This window comes from Devosia sp. SD17-2, assembly GCF_029201565.1.
Taxonomy (GTDB): Bacteria; Pseudomonadota; Alphaproteobacteria; order Rhizobiales; family Devosiaceae; genus Devosia.
Genome location: NZ_CP104002.1, coordinates 1,316,855 through 1,333,739 on the forward strand (window position 1 = coordinate 1,316,855; position 16,885 = coordinate 1,333,739).

A 16,885-nucleotide genomic window follows, 5' to 3' on the forward strand; every position below is an offset into this window, starting at 1 on the left:
CTCCCCCCTGGTAGGGGGAAGGATCGGCCGGTGGGTAACGGGAAATCTAGCCCTCGTCGACCCACCGATCGCGGGCGGCGTTGTCGGCGGGTTTGGCTTCTACCCAACTCGTGCCGGTCGCGGTTTCTTCCTGTTTCCAGAAGGGCGCGTTGGTCTTGAGGTAGTCCATCAGGAACTGGGCGCCGTCGAAGGCCGCCTGGCGATGGGGGGCGAGGGTCATCACCTGCATGATCGGCTCACCGGGCACGAGGCGCCCGTGGCGATGGATGATCGCCGCGTCGGTGAGCGCGAAGCGGGCGATGGCGGCGTCGCGGATGGCTGATATCTCGTTCTCGGCCAGCTCGGGATAGCATTCCAGAATGAGCGCGGTGATCGGGCGTTCGGGCAGGGAACGGACGAGGCCGGTGAAGGTGACCGCGGCTCCCGCATCGGGATGGCCAGCCTGAAATGCGGTGAGCTCGGCGCCGGGATCAAAGGGTGCGCTGGTGACGCGGATCATCTCAACCACCGGTCATGGGCGGCAGGATGGCGATGGTGTCGGCACCCTCTATGGGCGTGTCCCAGGGGACGATGCGGGCGTTTTTCGAGAGCTTGAACTGGGCCGGATTGGCCATGGCATGGTCGAGCCCCTCGTCATTGGCGCGCAGCCAGGCGACGAGATCGCCGAGGGTTTCGACATCGGCGGGCGGGTTGACCTCGTCGCTGGCGCGGTTGAGGCGCTCCCGCAGCCAGGCGAAGTAGAGAATCTTCATTTGCCGATGCCGGACAGATGCGGCCAGGAGGCGCGCAAATACTGCCAGCCGGTCCAGAGCGTCAGTGCGCCGGCGGCCCAGAGCAGGACGTCGGAGACAAGGCCAAGGCCGGGAATGATGCGTTCGGCGAGAACCGCGGCGAGGGCAACGAGCTGGATCGTGGTCTTCCATTTCGCCAGCTTGCTGACCGGCAGGACCACGGTCTTGTTGCCGAGGAATTCGCGCAGGCCCGGAATGAAGAATTCGCGGAAGAGGATAGCGACGGCGGGGATCATGTCCCAGCCCGAAAAGCTGCCGTCCCAGGCGAGGGCGGCAATGAGAATGCCGACCAGAAGCTTGTCGGCGATGGGATCGAGCATGCGGCCGAGATCGGAATACTGGTTCCAGGCGCGGGCGAGATAGCCGTCGAGCCAATCGCTGGCGGCGGCGAGAACGTAAAGCACCAGGGCCACGACGCGCAGGATGATATCGCCGTGCATCACCAGATAGGTGATGGGGATGATCGCGAGAATGCGCGCGATGGTGATGATGTTCGGGACGAGGGTAAGTGGATTTCTGGCCATGGCCGGAGAGAACAGGAATGGCGGCGAGGGGTCAAGGTGTTCCCTCTCGGGAAGAGTTTCACCCCCACCTAGCTTTGCTACGGCCCTTTGGGCCTAGCGACGCTACCTCCCCCTTCGGAGGGGGAGGTGGGATCGTAGATGGCGAACGTTATGCGACGGCCTGGTTGGTGGCGGCGCGGCGCTTGGTGACGGATTCGGCGAGGGCTTCAAGGGCGGCGACGGTGGTGTCCCAATCGATGCAGCCGTCGGTGATGGACTGGCCGTAGACCAGATCCTGGCCCGGAACGAGGTCCTGGCGGCCGGCGACGATGTTTGATTCCACCATCACGCCGATAATGCGCTTGTCGCCATTGGCGACCTGGGTGCCGATCTCGGCCAGAACCAGCGGCTGGTTTTCCGGCTTCTTGGAGGAGTTGGCGTGGCTGGCGTCGATCATGATGGCCGGGGTGAGGCCGGCCTTGGTGGCGGCATTGGCAGCGTCTTCAACGCTCTGGGCATCGTAATTGGTGGTTTTGCCGCCGCGCAGGATGATGTGGCAGTCCTCATTGCCCGTCGTCGAGGCGATGGCCGAACGACCGTCCTTGGTGACGGCGAGGAAGTGGTGCGGCTGGGAGGCCGAGAGCACGGCGTCGAGCGCGATCTTGACGTTGCCATCGGTGCCGTTCTTGAAGCCGACCGGGCAGGAGAGGCCGGAGGACAGCTCGCGGTGAATCTGGCTCTCGGTGGTGCGCGCGCCGATGGCGGCCCAGGAGACGAGGTCGGCAATGTACTGCGGCGTCGTCATGTCGAGGAATTCGCAGGCTGCGGGCAGGCCGAGGTTGGCGATGTCGAGCAGCAGCGACCGGGCGGTGTGCAGGCCCTGGTCGATATTGAAGCTGCCGTCGAGCTCGGGGTCGTTGATCAAACCCTTCCAACCAACCGTGGTGCGCGGCTTTTCGAAGTAGACGCGCATGATGATTTCGAGGCGGTCACCGAGACGCTCGCGCAGCGGGGCGAGGCGCTTGGCATAGTCCATGGCAGCGGCCGGATCGTGGATGGAGCAGGGACCAACAATAACGGCCAGGCGATCATCCTTGCCGGTCAAGATATTGTGGAAGTCGTGGCGCGCGGAGAGCACGGTGCGGGTAGCCGCGTCTGTGCGCGGATGCTGGCGCATCACCTCGATGGGCGTGGCGAGGGTCTTGATTTCGGTGATGCGGAGATCGTCGGTGGACTTGAGCATTTTCGTTGGCTTCCTGGGTTATTCAGGAGGCGGCCAAGAAAAAAGCCGCCTCGAAAGTCGGGCGGCTGGCTTGCGATTTGGGTCTAATCTTTGTCGGGATCAGGACGCGCGCGCATTAGCCTCCGCCGGGAGCGGATAGCTAAAATACCAGTAAAAGGTGGCTGCGTTGATCATGGCGAGGAAGCTAGCGCCGAGTCTGCGACTTGTCGAGTCCCGACTTTCGTAGGGTATGGCCCGCCGAAGCGGGCCATGTTCGCGCGTTAGAGCGAGACCTTGGAGTTGTCGCCCATGTCGGGCTTGGCCCCCGTGGCGACGGCAAACAGCATCTTGGCGCCGGCGATGAGGCCATTCGGGCCATCCCAGAGCTCGGCATCTTCGGGCGTTACCGTGATCAGGCGGATCTGAGGATCGTTCTCGTCATCCCAGAACGCCTTGTCGAAGGCATTCCAGAGATCCTTGATCTTCGCACGGTCATTGGTGACGACCGCCTTGCCCGCAATCACGACATAGCTGTGGTTGGCGTTGTCGGCGAAGCCCAGCGACACATTGGGGAACTTGGCGAGTTCATCGACCTTGCCGGTATCGGCGCTGGTGAGAAAGTAGATCGCGTTTTCATCGCGCTCTACGCGGGCAGACATCGGACGGCTGGCCTGCTGCTCGCCATTCCACGTCGTGAACATGCAGAAGTCGATGTCGTCAGCCAGTTCCCAGATGCGGTCGATGGCTTCGTCGCGCGGCAGTGTGGTGTTGTTGTCTACGGCCATAGTGAGGCTCCTGATAAGGTCGGGAACCAAACGTTCAGCCAAGACAGAAGTTGCCTGACCGCGATCACGCTTCGGCCAGTCTTGTAACGGCGCCCCTCAGGTGCGGTTGAAATGGTCGTAGATCAGCTGCGCCATTGCGCTCGAGATAGAGGGCACAGCCTGAAGATCGGCGAGGGAGGCGCGGGAGACGGCCTTGGCGGAACCGAAATGGTTGAGCAGCGAGCGTTTCCGCGTGGGGCCAATGCCTTCGATTTCGTCGAGCGGGTTCTTGATCGTGTCCTTCTTGCGCTTGGCGCGGTGGGTGCCGATGGCAAAGCGGTGGGCTTCGTCGCGCAGGCGCTGGACATAGTAGAGCACGGGATCGCGGTGCGGCAGCATGAAGGCATCGCGGCCTTCCATGAAGAATTTTTCGCGGCCGGCATCACGGTCTTCGCCCTTGGCGATGCCGATGAAGATCACTTCCTTGGGGAGGTTGAGGGTGGAGATTACTTCGCGCACGGCGCTCATCTGACCGGCACCACCGTCGATGAAGACGAGGTCGGGCCAATCGGGCATGCCGGTGTTTTCATCCTCGGCGTCGGTGTCGCTTTCGGCGGCGAGGCGGGCAAAGCGGCGGGTCAGCACTTCGCGCATCATGCCGAAGTCGTCGCCGGCGGAGATGTCGGATTTGATGTTGAAGGTGCGGTAGTGCTTTTTGGAAAAGCCTTCCTCACCGGCAACGACCATGGCGCCGACCATATTGGTGCCGGAGATGTGGGAGTTGTCGTAGATCTCGATGCGCCGCGGAACGTTTTCCAGCGCGAATGTCTCGGCAACGCCTTCGAGCAGGGCGCGGTGTGAGGCGCCTTCGGCCAGCTGGCGGCTCAGCGCCTCGCGGGCATTGTTGAGGGCGTGGTTGACGAGGTCGCGCTTCTCGCCGCGCTTGGGCTGCTCGATATAAACCCGGCGTCCGGCGCGAGAAGAGAGGGCTTCTTCCATGAGTGCGGGTTCGGACAGCTCGTGGCTGATGAGAACCAGCTTGGCAGGCGTGCGGTTTTCATAGAACTGGGCGATGAAGGCTTCGAGCACCTCGGCATCGGTAAGGCTTGCATCGGCGCGGGGGCGATAGGGGTAATTGCCCCAGTTCTGATAGGCGCGGAAGAAGAAGACCTGCACGCAGAATTGGCCGCCTTCGTGATGAATGGCGAAGACGTCGGCTTCTTCGACGGAGCGGGCGGTGGCGTCGCCCTGGCTCTGGATCAGGGCGAGGGCGGAGAGGCGGTCGCGCAGGAGGGCGGCGCGTTCGAAATCGAGATCCTCGGCGGCCTTGCTCATATCGGCCTGGAGATGTTCCTGGACGCTGCGGGACTTGCCGGAGAGGAACTGACGGGCATCCTCGACGAGGCCGCCATAGGCTTCCAGGCTAATCTCGCGGGTGCAGGGACCGGCGCAGCGCTTGATCTGGTACTGCAGGCACGGGCGGGTGCGGCCGGCGTAAAAACTGTCCGAGCAATTGCGGAGGAGGAAGGCCTTTTGGAGGCTGGCAATGGTGCGGCCGACGGCGGTGGCCGAGGCGAAGGGCCCAAAATAATGGCCTGGCCGTCTGCGGGAGCCACGATGCTTGGTGAGCTCAGGGGCCTCGTGATCGGTGGCGATCAGGATATAGGGGAAGCTCTTGTCGTCGCGCAGCAGCACGTTGAAGCGGGGCTTCAGGCGCTTGACCAGATTGGCCTCGAGCAGGAGCGCTTCGGATTCGGTTTCGGTGCGCACGAATTCCATGCTCACCGTGGCCGCGATCATGCGCTGGATGCGCAGGGGCAGGCCCTCGGGGCGGGTGTAATTGGTGACGCGCGCCTTGAGATTGCGGGCCTTGCCCACATACATGACCTCGCCCTCCGCATCGAGCATGCGGTAGACGCCCGGCGCTGCCGGGAGGGTACGCACGAAAGCCCGGATGATATCCGGGCCGGAACGGGGCGGGGTCGGGGTGTCGGTCATTGTCGCGGCGTGGGCCCGCGCTTTGCGGGATATTCGAGATGCTTGCCGCCATCGAGGGCGAGCATCTGGCCAGTGAAGGCCGGCATGGAGAGGATGGCGAGGACGCCCTGGGCAATGGCTTCGGGGTCGGCGTGGCGCTGCAGCGGGAGGGCCTTTACGCCCTGCTCGAATTCGGCCTGGGTCTGGCGCGAATGGGGCAGGACGGGGCCGGGACCAATGGCGTTGACGCGGATGGCGGGGGCCAGCGACTGGGCAAGGGTCTGCGTTGCCGTCCAAAGCACCGACTTGGACAGGGTGTAGCTGAAATAGGCCGGGCTGAGATGAAGCACCCGCTCGTCGATCATGTTGACGATATTTCCCTCGGCGCCCTCAGGCAGCTGGTTGGCGAAGTCACGTGCCAGGAATATGGGGGCTTCGGCGTGGATCGCAAAATGCTGGTCCCACACATCTTCGTGGATGTCGCGGGCGCAGTCAGGGTCAAAGACCGAGGCATTGTTGATGAGGGTGGTGAGAGGGCCGAAGAGACCGGCGGACCTGGCGATGACGCCAGCACGGTCGGCGCGATCGCGAAGGTCGGCCTTGAGGATTTCGGCTCGTCCGCCGGCTGCGCAGATCTCGTCCCTGAGGCATCGGGCGCCATCGGTGCCCGAGCGATAATGAATGATGACCGCATGTCCGGATAGCGCCAGGGCGCGCGCGATGGCGGCGCCAATGCGGTCGCTGGCGCCGGTAACGAGCGCGACTGGTGCGTGAATCGAAGCGGAGTGCGGGTGTGACATTGCGCGGACCATAAGACGGTTCGGGCCGTTTCTTCAATCGGGGCGTTGCGTTAAAGGCGTGCCGCTGCTGACACCGGGCGGCAGCATGATGGGGCTTTCAGAGGCGCGTGAACGAGAGTAGCGTCGATGCAGGGCGAGACGAGGGGTCGCGCTCACCTTCGGAGGAGGGGGACTAAATGGACATTATCATACCCTTATTGGTTCAGCTGATTGCCGGCGGCGCCGGCGGCAATGTGGTTGGTCAACTGGCCAAGTCCATTCAGCTGGGCACAGCTGGCAATACGATTGTGGGGATTATCGGCGGGCTCGCCGGAACCTGGCTTGCCGGCATTATTCCGGGTCTGAATGGTCTGGTGACCTCTGGCGCGGTCGAGGGGGCCGCCAGCGGTCTTGATCTGGGCGCTCTGGCCGGACAGGGCGCTACGGGCCTGATCGGCGGCGGGCTGCTGACGGCCATCGTCGGCGCCATCAAGTCGGCCATGGCCAAGGCCTGAAAGTGGCGCTAATTGAGGCGCGTCCCGCGGGCCGAGAGCTGCGGGACGCGCTATTGCAGAGATCTTTCCCATATGTCGACCACTTCACACGATCCCGGACAGGATGCTGTCGGGCGTGCAATCCTGCTGAACCTGATTACGGTTTGCGTCTTCGGTATCCAGGACGCTTTGTCCAAGGTTCTGGTGCAGGACTATTCTCCCTTCCAGGTCATAATGATGCGCTATTGGGGCTTTGCGGCCTTTGCGCTGTTCATCGTGGCGCGACAGGCGCCGCTGCGGCAGGCCCTGCGCTCGCGCATGCCCAAGCGGCAGGTGCTGCGCGGAGTGCTGCTGATGGTCGACATCTGGGCGGTGGGGCTGGCGCTTCGGACGCTCCAGTTGGGGGAGATGCAGGCGATCCTCATCATCTACCCGCTGCTGGTGACGCTGTTTGCCATCCCGATCCTCGGCGAGAAGGTCGGCATATTCCGGTTTACGGCCGTGGGTATTGGATTTTTGGGCGCCATGCTGATCATCCGGCCAGGCGGCGTGCCGCTCGACTGGGGGCTGTTCTTCGCGCTCGTCGCGGCTTCGACATACGCCCTTTACATCGTGGTGACACGTCAGGTGAGCGCGGTGGACAGCGCTGCCACGAGCCTCACCTATTCGGCGGTGGTCGGGCTGGTCATGTCTGCGGCCGTCGGCGTCTTCTTCTGGGAGCCGATGGGTTGGGAGGGGCTCGCGCTGGTCGGATTGACCGTCATCACCACCTGCGCCGGGCACGGGGTCATGGTCTATGCGCTGTCCATGGCGCCGGCCAGCACATTGCAGCCGTTCAATTATTTCTCCCTGCCTTGGGCAATCTTTCTTGGCGCGCTCGTTTTCGGGCACTGGATCGACGCGATTTCGCTGGTGGGTGCTGCCATTATCGTTGCGGCCGGGCTGGCGGTGATGGCGCGGGAGCGCTTCAAGCGGGTCGATGTCATGACGGCGGAGGCCGCCGTCACCGGCCGCGAATAGGCCGCTAGCCCATTTGCCGCTTGAAGCAGGCGGCGTTGATGGGCATGTGAGGGATCGAGCCAAGGAGGGGAAGCCATGTTCCTGATTCAGATCGCACTGGTGCTGCTGCTTGTCGGCGGTGGCCTGACCCTTCTTACTCAGGGCAAGGCGACCAAGCGGCGCGAAGCGCTGATCATGCGCAGGGTCGACGCCTATATCGAGACGATCCGGCGGGATCGGACCAACCCGGCGCTGGTCGCGATGAGCGACAGCGAACTGCGTGACCTGCTGTTTGCCGGGGCGCATAATCTGCGGGCGGCGACGCAGAAGCGCCTTTGGGTGCTGCTGGGCGTGGGCGCGGCGACCCTTTTCGGTGCAATCCTGATGGGCAGCCAGGATGGCTGGCGTGGCTTTGGCGCGACGGCGGCCACTGGTGTCGTCGTCGGCTATGGCGTCAGCGAATATCTGGCGCGCCGGGCGCGGGCGCCGCTGGAGCGCCATGGGGTAGACGTCGAGCGGCTGAGGGTGGAATGACAGACGCCGCCCCGAGGGGCGGCGCTGAGCGATCGGATTGTCGCTGGAGACGACTGGCGGATCAGTTGTTCATGCAGAAATAGCCATTGGGGCCATTGAAGCAGAAGCTGGCGCCGGGGCGGCTCGGATAGGGCGGGTAGACCACCGGCGGACGCGGGCGATTATTGCCCCAATGCGGCGGGCGCGGATTGCCCCAGGCCGGCGGCGGCGGAGACGGGCGATCCCAGCCATCATTGTAGCGGCCGCTGTCGAGATAGTTGGCGGAGACCCAACCGTCGGCGCCCCGACGCTCAACATAGCACCAGCTGCCGCGACACTGCTGGACGTCAACGCGTTCGCCACGGCGCAGCGCATCGACAATCGCATAGCCCGTGCCGGGGCCGGAGCGCACATTGACATTGCTGGTGGCGTAAGCGGGAGCGGCCGAGGCCGCTGCGGTGGTCGCCAGCACGGCCAGGGTGGCCAGGCCGGATGCGAGGAGCTTCCGAGTAAGTGCCATAGTGGTGTCCTTTCCCTGTGGGTGGCTTGTATTTGCCTGATCACAAGGAAACACCATTGTCGATGAACCCAGACTGAACGGGGTTTTCAGCAAGTATTGACAGGTTGGGCACTGCCGGCCGCGAGCGGCTCTGCTTCAGAAGCGGAGCAGTTCGGCGAAGCGCTTGAGGACAGTGTTGAGCTTCTTGCGCTGCTTGGGCTTGAGTTCGCCCAGGAGCGCCTCTTCCAACTGTGCCCAGTGTTCGATCAGGCCGGTGCGAATGCGGGCCCCGCGATCGGTGAGCGCATAGCCGGGGAGCAGCTCCGGGCCAACGGCCTGGCGCGTCACCACATTGCGCTCGACCAGCCGCGAGAGACGGCTTTCGAGCGCTTCGGCGGGAAGACCCAATTCGCGTGACAGCTCATCCTCGGTGGTGCCGGTTCGGCCCAGGACGAAGAGCACGGCATCATCTCCCGGCTCGAGGCCTTTTTCGACCAGAGGCACGAGGACGGCCTGGTGGGCCAGTTGCCCGGCCTCGATAAGCCGATAGAGCGCCGAACGGGAGGTGGGTTTGGACATAGGCGGGAAAATAGTCCGAACTCCTTGGCTGCGTCGATGAGGCTTATATCCTATCGTTAATCAGACGGGCACAAGCCGTTATTGTTCACCCCACACAGATGAGTTATGCCTCGATTAGACTGGTTTGAGTGAACGGACGAACATGACGCAGGATCTGGCTCGCATACGCGCCTTCGTTCAGGTGTTCGACGCTGGCGGTTTTTCCTCGGCGGCGCGGCAGTTTGGGCGCTCCAAGGCGCTGCTCAGCAAGTATGTCACCGATCTCGAGGACTATCTCGGGGTCCGGCTGATGAACCGCACCACGCGGAAGTTGAGCCTGACCGAAGCGGGCGAGGCCTATTATCGCGAGGCGTCGAGCCTGTTGCAGCAGTTGGACGATCTCGACGCGACGATCACCGACCAGACCTCCGAGCCGCGCGGCGTGGTGCGCGTTTCGGCGCCCCGTAATTTCGGGGAATCGACGCTGGCCCCGGCAATCTTCGAGTTTTTGAAGAAATGCCCCAAGGTGTCGCTCGATCTCCGGCTCGAGGATCGCTACGTCGATCTCGTCGATGAGGGCGTGGATGTGGCGCTGCGTATCTCGACCTTGGCGGATTCCTCGCTCATCGCCCGCAAGATTGCCGACATGCATGTGGTGGTCAGCGCCTCTCCGGATTTTCTAAATTCCATAGAGGTGCCCAAGCACCCCGAAGACCTGCGGCATCTGCCCTGCATTGTCGACGTCAATCTGCAGGGGCAGTCGAACTGGCGGTTCACCGAAGGCGGCAAGACCATCTCGGTGCCGGTGAATGGCCCCGTGCGGGTCAATTCCCCGCTGGCGGCGCGAACTGCGGCGGTGATGGGTCTTGGTTTCGTCGTATTGCCCTCCTACCTCGCCGAGCCGAAGGTGGCGAGCGGCGAGCTGGTGCCGGTGCTGGTCGATTTTCTGCCGACCGGCCAGACGCTGCAGGCGGTCTATCCGCATCGGCGGCACCTTGCCGGTAAGGTGAGGGCGCTGATCGACCATCTGGTGGATTGGTTTTCGGTTCACCCGATCAGTTAGGGGCTTTCGTTTTGCTGAGATTTTCCGGTCCTCTCCGGCTGGCAGTCTGCGCGCTGGCTGGCCTGCTGTTTGCCCAGCCCGCGACGGCGCATCCGCATATTTTCATCGACGCCAAGGTGGGGGTTGTCTTCGACGACGCCGGCGCGATTTCGGCGCTGCGCCATAGCTGGACGTTCGATACGGCATTTTCCGTCTGGATGGTGCAGGGGCTCGATACCAACCAGGATGATATTGTCAGCCCTGAGGAAATGCAGGAGCTGGCCGACGAAAATATGAGCGGACTCAGCGACTACGGGTTTTATACCGTGGCCGGGGACGGCATGGCGTTTACGCCGGCCGGCGACCAGCGCATGAGCTATGCCGACAATCGCGTGACACTGGATTTTACCATTGATGCGGTGGAGCCGGTTTTCCCCGGCGCGCGGTTCGAACTGGGCGTTTACGACGCCGAATATTACGTCGCCATCACTGTCGATGATGCCGCCGACGTGACGCTCGAGAATGCGCCGGCGAGCTGCGCGACCGCGATCATTCCGCCGCGTCCGATGGATCGGTCGGTCGAGGAGCGGCTCTATGCGCTCGGGGCCGAGGTGACTGAATTGCCAGCGGATCTGGCGGCGGCGATGCGCGGCACGCAGGGCATGGTGGTCATTTCCTGTGGGGCGCCGCCCGCCGCGACAACCGCGCTGGAAGCAACCGAGCAGGTGGCCCAGGCCCGGCCAGCCACGCCTTTCGGCGGTCCGCCGACCGAGGTGGGGCTGAACCTGCCGCGCAGCGGATTTTTCGGCTGGCTGCAGGACCAGCAGCGCGATTTTTATGCGGCGATGACCAATGCTCTCGATGCCATGCGGACCGACTGGACCGCGTTCTGGCTGCTCGGCGGGCTGAGCTTTGCCTATGGCGTGTTCCATGCGGCGGGACCGGGGCATGGCAAGGTCGTCATCTCGTCCTATCTGCTGGCCAATGAAAGCCAGTTGCGGCAGGGGATCGTGCTCAGCGCGCTGTCGGCGCTAATGCAATCGTTGGTCGCCATCGGCTTTGTGCTGGTTCTTGCCGGTGTGCTGCGCCTGACCAGCACAGCCCTGGGCGAGGCGGCGCACTGGGTGGGTGTGGTCTCCTATGGGCTCGTGGCTCTGCTCGGCCTTTGGCTGGTGGCGCGGAAGGTTTTTGGATTCGGTCATAGCCACAGCCACGCCCATTGCCATCACGATCACGAACATGGTCATGACCATGACCATCACCATCACCATCACCATGACCATGACCACGACCAAGGGTCGCACATGCACCATGCCGTGGGACCCGCTGATATTCGCGGCAGCTGGCGCGAACAATTGGGCGTGGTGCTGGCCGTCGGTCTGCGGCCCTGTTCGGGGGCATTGGTGGTGCTGGTCTTTGCCCTGTCGCAGGGTCTGCTTGCGGCGGGCATTGTCTCCGTGCTGCTGATGGGGCTCGGTACCGCCATGACCGTGGCGGCGCTGGCGAGCATTGCCGTCGGGGCCAAGGGCCTGGCGAGCCGCATCGGCGGGGCGGACAGTGCTCTAGCGCAGGGCCTCGTCTGGTGGGCGGAACTGATCGGCGCGGTGATGGTGCTGGGGTTCGGCGTGCTGCTGCTGGTGGCCAGCCTGTAAGAATTTCCCGGCTGGCGCGACCCTACGCCGCCTTGCGAACAGGCGGGAAGCGGGTATGGTGCGGCAAAATAGAACAACTCCAAACTGGCGTAGAATGAACCCGGACCTTCCCAAAGATCATCCCCCCGTTCCGCAGCAGAAAATCGGGGTCCTGTTGCTCAATCTGGGGACGCCGGACGCCACCGACTACTGGAGCGTGCGCCGCTATCTCAAGGAATTCCTGTCCGATCCGCGCGTCATCGAGACGCCGAAATGGAAGTGGTGGCCGATCCTCAACCTCATCATCCTCAGCTTTCGCCCGCAAAAGGCGGGGCATGCCTATGCGATGATCTGGGACAAGGAAAAGAACGAGAGCCCGCTGCGCGTGATCACCCGCGCCCAGACTGAGGCGCTGGCCGAGCGCATGTCCGGCGACGGCGTCATGGTCGAATATGCCATGCGCTATGGCAATCCCTCGACCCAGTCAGTGCTCGAGAAGATGCAGGCCGCGGGATGCCAGAAAATCCTGCTCGTGCCGCTCTATCCGCAGTATTCGGCGACCACCACGGCGACGGCCAATGACAAGGCGTTTGATGCGCTGAAAACCATGCGCTGGCAGCCGGCCGTGCGCACCGCGCCGGCCTATTTCGAAAACCCGAAATATATCGAGACCCTCGGCAATTCGATCCGCGACGGCGTCGCCAAGCTCGATTTCGAGCCGGATGTGGTGATCACCTCGTTCCACGGCATGCCGGTGGAATATCTGCAGAAGGGCGACCCGTACCACTGCCAGTGTTTCAAGACCACGCGGCTGGTGCGGGAATATCTCGGCTGGCCGAAGGAAAAGCTGATGGTCACCTTCCAGAGCCGGTTCGGGCCGACGGAATGGCTGCAGCCCTATACGGACGTGACCCTGGGCGAGCTGCCCAAGAAGGGCATCAAGAAGGTGGCGATCCTGGCCCCGGCGTTCTCGGCCGACTGTATCGAGACGCTGGAAGAAATCGCCATCGGCGGCAAGGAGACCTTCCTTGAGGCCGGCGGCGAGAACTATGCCTATATCCCCTGCCTCAACGACAGCGTCGAAGGCATGGACATGATCGAGTCGATGGTGCGCCGGGAACTCTCCGGCTGGCTCTAGAGCCAGCCGTTACCACCCCGGCCCGTTGAAGTCGGGCGGGGTGACGTTGACGAGGCCGCGGCCGACGATGTAGCTGCGCAGCACCCAGCCGGTGTCCGGAATATGGCACCACTGGGTGGCGTTGCGGCCGCGGAGGGCGTGGCCGGCATCACCAAAAAAACTGCCAAAACGGGAATCGCTGTCGTTCTGCGTGCAGCGGTCGATGGGGATTTCGGTGCCATTGGCGACGCGGCCGATAATGGCGTAGCCATCGCCGGGGCCGGAATGAATGGCGATATTGCCGCCCGAGACCCGCGCCGTCACGGTCAGCGCCTGGGCGGGCAGGGCGAGGGCGAGGCTCGCGACAAGGCTTGTCACGAGGGCAAGGCCGGCTTTTTTCGCAAGGGCGCGCATTTCTTCGGCTCCTCAGGGTGTTTGGGAGTCAATGCGCCAAAGCCGGCAGCGTTGCAAGCGGAGGGCAGACGCGCCAAAGCGCCGCCCGGCTCGGATGGAGCGTTGCGGGTGCAAGGGCACGGTCGCGACGCCCTGAAGGGCGCACGGTCGCGACGCCCCAGGGGGCGCACGGTGAGAAGCGGCTTTCGCCTCGAAAATGGATAGACAAGAACAGGCGCAAGCCGCTTCCCACGACCGGTTTTTTGGGCGCATGCCTTGAGCGGCCCCCTTGCGGGTGGCGCTGGGTCCTGCGTCGAGGCATGACCCCGAAAGGCAGAACCGGCACCGGCCGGTGGTCGACATCCACGCCCCCGCCCAGGCGACCCCGTGCGGCCCGTCTCCCCGCCCGACGCTTCGTCGGCGCCGCGTGTTATCGGCGGGAACGGGGCAATGATGGCACGGGGTTTTGAGGCGGGGATAAGAAGTATTCTTTTGTTTTGGAGAGGTCTCTCACCTGTTTTGGAGGGACCCCTCACCCCGGCCCTCTCCCCGGCGGGGCGAGGGGGCGCAGGAGCGGATGGGCCGGATGTTGTCTTCGTGCCGTCGTCATCACCGGGCATGTCCCGGTGATCCATCTTTGCCGCGACAATGGATTGCCCGGACAGGCCGGGCAATGATTGTGACTGAGGGGTTTTGCAGCGGGACTGGGCGCGCTTGTCCCGCCAGGGATGCGCGCGAGAGGGGGTGAGGCCTAAAAATCCTCCTCGATCACGAACCCATCCTCGCGCTCGGAAAATTCGGAGGAATGGATCTTTTGGTACTGGCCGAGCGCCAGCTGGGATTCCCGGAGCAGCGCGGCGAGGTGGGTGCGCTCGAGCGGCGGCGCGGGGAATTTCTCCAGCGCCCGCCCGAAATTTTCGCGCGAGATAAAGCGGTAAAGCTTTGTCCGGTGCTGGCGCACCAGTTCCACTAGCAGGGCTGAGGGCGGCGCGTTCCCCGGCAGCTCATCGAGCTCGAAGACAAATTCCTCCAGCTCCGTCTGCAAGCGCTGCCACATCAGCAGCTGCCGCATGGAAATCGGGCTGAGCTTTTGCGGATCAGGCGGTCGCATTTTCGGGTGCCCCTGGCTGACGTTTCGTTCGGGCAGCCAGTGTGGGGCAGGGGATAGGGGCGGGGATTAGTTTTGTGACCGACCCCCACCTAGCCTCCCCCTTGCCAGGGGGAGGGACCGATCGGGTTTGTGGCGCGATCTCTGGGAGAGCCCCGATCTTCCCCTCCCCCTCCTCCAGGGGGAGGCCGGGTGGGGGTCTTTGTTTGTCTCGGTCTTCGGCGGTCGACCCCCACCTAACCTCCCCCTTGCCAGGGGGAGGCCGGGTGGGGGTCTTTGTTTGTCTCGATCTTCGTCAGTCGACCCCCACCTAACCTCCCCCTGGTCAGGGGGAGGCCGGGTGGGGGTCTTCTCACCATCCCCACACCTGCTACTCTCCCCGTGAGGGAACACCATGACAGACCGGATCGCCTTTGCCCGCGCCCTGCGCCGGGAGCAGACGCCTGCCGAGCGCGCCTTCTGGGCGCTGCTCTATCCGTGGCGCGAGCGCGGCCTGCATTGGCGGCGGCAGGCGCCGATCGGTCCCTATGTCGTGGATTTCTGCTGCAAGAACCGCAAACTGGTCGTCGAGATCGACGGCGATAGCCATTTTTCCGATGCGGGTATCTCGCGTGACGCGGTGCGCACAGCCTATCTGCGCCAACGCGGTTTTACGGTACTGCACTTCACCAATGTCGATGTGCTGGAAAGCGAAGAGGGTGTTTTCGAGATTTTGCGCGGCGTGCTCTGCGCGCCCGATGCTTAAAGCCCGAGAGCCCCGCTCTTCTCCTCCCCCTTCTTCAGGGGGAGGCCGGGGGGGGAAGTGGGAAGGTGATGACGGCGGAATAATTTTTTGGGGAGGAGGGCGCACTCGCTCAGTACGGCACCGCGGGATTGATCCGAGTATGACGGTCGATCGTACAATGCGGCGTTGGACTAGGGTCCAAACCCAATCAGGTTGTTGAATAGGGGCTGCAAATCAGATTCTCTGGCTTCGGATAAGCCGGAGGCATTGATGAGCAGACTGTTTTGGTTGAGTGACGAAGCCTGGGTGGCCATTGAGCCCCACCTTCCCAAGAACCAGCCTGGAGCCCGACGGGTTGATGACCGGCGGGTGATTTCGGGGATCATTCACATGCTCAAATGCGGCGGGCGCTGGGCTGATTGCCCTGGCGAGTATGGTCCTTCGACCACCATCTACAATCGTTGGAACCGTTGGAGCCGCCGCGGTATATGGGCACGCATTCTTGCGGCTCTGACCGAACAGGGCTGGATTGCCGAGACCGCCCAGATCGACAGCAGCTATATCAAGGCCCATCGTTGTGCAGGTGGGGGAAAAGGGGGGCGCGAGCCAATGCCATTGGCATCTCGCGTGGTGGCCGGACCACCAAGGTCCATGCGCTTGTCGACGTTATCGGCAGACCACTCTGCCTCGTCCTGACACCCGGCAATGCCTCGGACATGAAGGGAGCAGATCTGCTCATCGCCCACACAACGGGTATGAAGAGGATTATCGCGGACCGGGGCTATGATGCCAACCGTCTTCGCTCCACTCTTCGAAGTCAAAACACCATCCCGGTGATCCCCGGCCGCAAGAACCGCAAGCGCAAAATCCGATACGATGAGAAACGCTACAAGGACCGCTGGCGCGTTGAGGCCATGTTCTGCCGCCTCAAGGATTTCCGCCGCGTCGCCACACGGTACGACAAGCTCGCTCGGAATTATCTATCTGCCGTCATGCTCGCAGCAGCAGTTGCGTACTGGCTATGATTGAGTCTCAACCCTACGCTGTGTTCCCGCAAAGAAATCTAGTTTTGTGATTTGAGTTTGTATTCTAAGTCAGGAATGTCGTAAGGGGTCAGAAGCAAAACATCTGCTGCAGCTGCCAGATCAATAGCGCTACGTGTAAAGGTGGCGTTAGAAAGTACTGCCGCATAGTGGCACCCGTGATATCTTGCTCCCGCTAACGCATGTTGGATCGCACTATTGCCAACAGATTGAGAGTAGAGCTTGCATTGGATGCCAAGTTTCAAGCCGTTGTGTGCAGCTATAACGTCAATGCCTTGGTCGCCGCTCGCGCGCGTTACGCTGGTCTCCCATCCAAATTTACTGAGCGAATCCGCAACCCAGTGTTCAAACTCATGGCCGTGGACGGGGATACGCGTGGGGTCAAATCCCTCAAGCTGCATTTGGTGACGATGACCTTCGAGATCGGCTATCACCTCGCTATTGCCTCATCCGTTCTCAACGCTGGGCTCTCGAAACGTATGCTGCGCAAGAACTCTTGTATGGCATCTGTTCTTCTGTCCGAAGTCACTAACCCGTAGTCGTTTTGAATCAAGGCGTTTCGGACGTTCCTCTGGAGTGCGGCGCGGTGACGATCCACTTCTTGATGCAGGAACTGACGCGCCCTCCAACGCTCGGCGTCGAACTCGGCCTGTCGTAATTCGGAGGCTTTAGAAATCGCAGAATCTCTGGCTGCATTGATCCTTTGAAAATCACGAGCCGCGAAGCGC

20 protein-coding genes are annotated in these 16,885 nt (G+C 63.0%); 8 read left to right on the forward strand and 12 right to left on the reverse strand.

Features of this window, described 5'->3' with window-relative positions:
* Positions 1–46: 46 nt before the first annotated feature.
* The 7 genes from NYQ88_RS06440 to NYQ88_RS06470 form a co-directional block, all read right to left on the reverse strand.
* The gene (locus NYQ88_RS06440) at positions 47–499 is read right to left on the reverse strand and encodes a molybdenum cofactor biosynthesis protein MoaE (RefSeq protein WP_275654131.1); all 453 of its coding nucleotides are present in this window, start codon (positions 497–499) and stop codon (positions 47–49) included.
* Between the two features lies 1 nt (position 500).
* Positions 501–752: a MoaD/ThiS family protein gene (locus tag NYQ88_RS06445; protein ID WP_275654132.1), complete on the reverse strand. Its 252-nt coding sequence runs from the start codon at positions 750–752 to the stop codon at positions 501–503.
* Complete coding sequence (gene pgsA, locus NYQ88_RS06450; RefSeq protein WP_275654133.1) at positions 749–1,315, reverse strand: CDP-diacylglycerol--glycerol-3-phosphate 3-phosphatidyltransferase; 567 nt, start codon at positions 1,313–1,315, stop codon at positions 749–751. Before pgsA ends, NYQ88_RS06445 begins: the two co-directional genes overlap by 4 nt.
* A gap of 148 nt (positions 1,316–1,463) precedes the next feature.
* Positions 1,464–2,537 carry a 3-deoxy-7-phosphoheptulonate synthase gene (locus tag NYQ88_RS06455; RefSeq protein ID WP_275654134.1) on the reverse strand — a complete coding sequence of 358 codons (1,074 nt, stop codon included), beginning with the start codon at positions 2,535–2,537 and terminating at the stop codon, positions 1,464–1,466.
* Positions 2,538–2,797: 260 nt separating this feature from the next.
* A complete protein-coding gene (locus tag NYQ88_RS06460) occupies positions 2,798–3,301 on the reverse strand; it encodes a pyridoxamine 5'-phosphate oxidase family protein (protein ID WP_275654135.1) in 504 nt (167 codons plus the stop codon).
* A gap of 96 nt (positions 3,302–3,397) precedes the next feature.
* Positions 3,398–5,278 carry an excinuclease ABC subunit UvrC gene (uvrC, locus tag NYQ88_RS06465; protein ID WP_275654136.1) on the reverse strand — a complete coding sequence of 627 codons (1,881 nt, stop codon included), beginning with the start codon at positions 5,276–5,278 and terminating at the stop codon, positions 3,398–3,400.
* Positions 5,275–6,057: an SDR family oxidoreductase gene (locus NYQ88_RS06470; RefSeq protein ID WP_275654137.1), complete on the reverse strand. Its 783-nt coding sequence runs from the start codon at positions 6,055–6,057 to the stop codon at positions 5,275–5,277. Before NYQ88_RS06470 ends, uvrC begins: the two co-directional genes overlap by 4 nt.
* 176 nt (positions 6,058–6,233) lie before the next feature.
* Here NYQ88_RS06470 and NYQ88_RS06475 point away from each other — a divergent pair, with 176 nt between their 5' ends.
* From NYQ88_RS06475 to NYQ88_RS06485, 3 genes are all read left to right on the forward strand, one after another.
* Entirely contained in the window at positions 6,234–6,551 is a 318-nt protein-coding gene (locus tag NYQ88_RS06475; protein WP_275654138.1) for a hypothetical protein, read from the forward strand.
* Positions 6,552–6,623: 72 nt separating this feature from the next.
* Positions 6,624–7,550, forward strand: a complete 927-nt coding sequence (locus tag NYQ88_RS06480) for a DMT family transporter (RefSeq protein ID WP_275654139.1) — start codon at positions 6,624–6,626, stop codon at positions 7,548–7,550.
* Between the two features lie 75 nt (positions 7,551–7,625).
* Entirely contained in the window at positions 7,626–8,063 is a 438-nt protein-coding gene (locus tag NYQ88_RS06485; protein WP_275654140.1) for a hypothetical protein, read from the forward strand.
* Positions 8,064–8,124: 61 nt separating this feature from the next.
* Here NYQ88_RS06485 and NYQ88_RS06490 read toward each other — a convergent pair whose 3' ends face one another.
* Complete coding sequence (locus NYQ88_RS06490) at positions 8,125–8,562, reverse strand: SH3 domain-containing protein (protein WP_275654141.1); 438 nt, start codon at positions 8,560–8,562, stop codon at positions 8,125–8,127.
* A gap of 135 nt (positions 8,563–8,697) precedes the next feature.
* The gene (locus NYQ88_RS06495; protein ID WP_275654142.1) at positions 8,698–9,120 is read right to left on the reverse strand and encodes a hypothetical protein; all 423 of its coding nucleotides are present in this window, start codon (positions 9,118–9,120) and stop codon (positions 8,698–8,700) included.
* Positions 9,121–9,262: 142 nt separating this feature from the next.
* Between NYQ88_RS06495 and NYQ88_RS06500 the strand changes: the two genes are divergently transcribed.
* From NYQ88_RS06500 to hemH, 3 genes are all read left to right on the forward strand, one after another.
* Positions 9,263–10,162: a LysR family transcriptional regulator gene (locus NYQ88_RS06500; RefSeq protein WP_275654143.1), complete on the forward strand. Its 900-nt coding sequence runs from the start codon at positions 9,263–9,265 to the stop codon at positions 10,160–10,162.
* 11 nt (positions 10,163–10,173) lie between these two features.
* Positions 10,174–11,793, forward strand: a complete 1,620-nt coding sequence (locus tag NYQ88_RS06505) for a DUF1007 family protein (protein WP_275654144.1) — start codon at positions 10,174–10,176, stop codon at positions 11,791–11,793.
* Positions 11,794–11,887: 94 nt separating this feature from the next.
* Entirely contained in the window at positions 11,888–12,910 is a 1,023-nt protein-coding gene (gene hemH / locus NYQ88_RS06510; RefSeq protein ID WP_275654145.1) for a ferrochelatase, read from the forward strand.
* 9 nt (positions 12,911–12,919) lie between these two features.
* On the opposite strand, the gene NYQ88_RS06515 is transcribed toward hemH, so the two are convergent.
* Both NYQ88_RS06515 and NYQ88_RS06520 read right to left on the reverse strand, forming a co-directional pair.
* On the reverse strand, positions 12,920–13,303 hold the full coding sequence (locus NYQ88_RS06515) for a hypothetical protein (RefSeq protein ID WP_275654146.1): 384 nt from the start codon (positions 13,301–13,303) through the stop codon (positions 12,920–12,922).
* A gap of 730 nt (positions 13,304–14,033) precedes the next feature.
* The gene (locus NYQ88_RS06520; RefSeq protein ID WP_275654147.1) at positions 14,034–14,393 is read right to left on the reverse strand and encodes a hypothetical protein; all 360 of its coding nucleotides are present in this window, start codon (positions 14,391–14,393) and stop codon (positions 14,034–14,036) included.
* Between the two features lie 391 nt (positions 14,394–14,784).
* On the opposite strand from NYQ88_RS06520, the gene NYQ88_RS06525 reads away from it, so the two are divergent.
* Together NYQ88_RS06525 and NYQ88_RS06530 are read left to right on the forward strand one after the other, a co-directional pair.
* A complete protein-coding gene (locus NYQ88_RS06525; RefSeq protein ID WP_275654148.1) occupies positions 14,785–15,135 on the forward strand; it encodes an endonuclease domain-containing protein in 351 nt (116 codons plus the stop codon).
* Between the two features lie 249 nt (positions 15,136–15,384).
* Positions 15,385–16,139, forward strand: a protein-coding gene (locus NYQ88_RS06530) for an IS5 family transposase (RefSeq protein ID WP_275651448.1) whose coding sequence is annotated in 2 segments (ribosomal slippage) — positions 15,385–15,715 and positions 15,715–16,139 — 756 coding nt in all. Because the reading frame shifts where the segments join, the coding sequence is not laid out codon by codon here.
* Positions 16,140–16,177: 38 nt separating this feature from the next.
* Here NYQ88_RS06530 and NYQ88_RS06535 read toward each other — a convergent pair.
* On the reverse strand, positions 16,178–16,591 hold the full coding sequence (locus NYQ88_RS06535; protein ID WP_275654149.1) for a restriction endonuclease: 414 nt from the start codon (positions 16,589–16,591) through the stop codon (positions 16,178–16,180).
* Between the last annotated feature and the right edge of the window lie 294 nt (positions 16,592–16,885).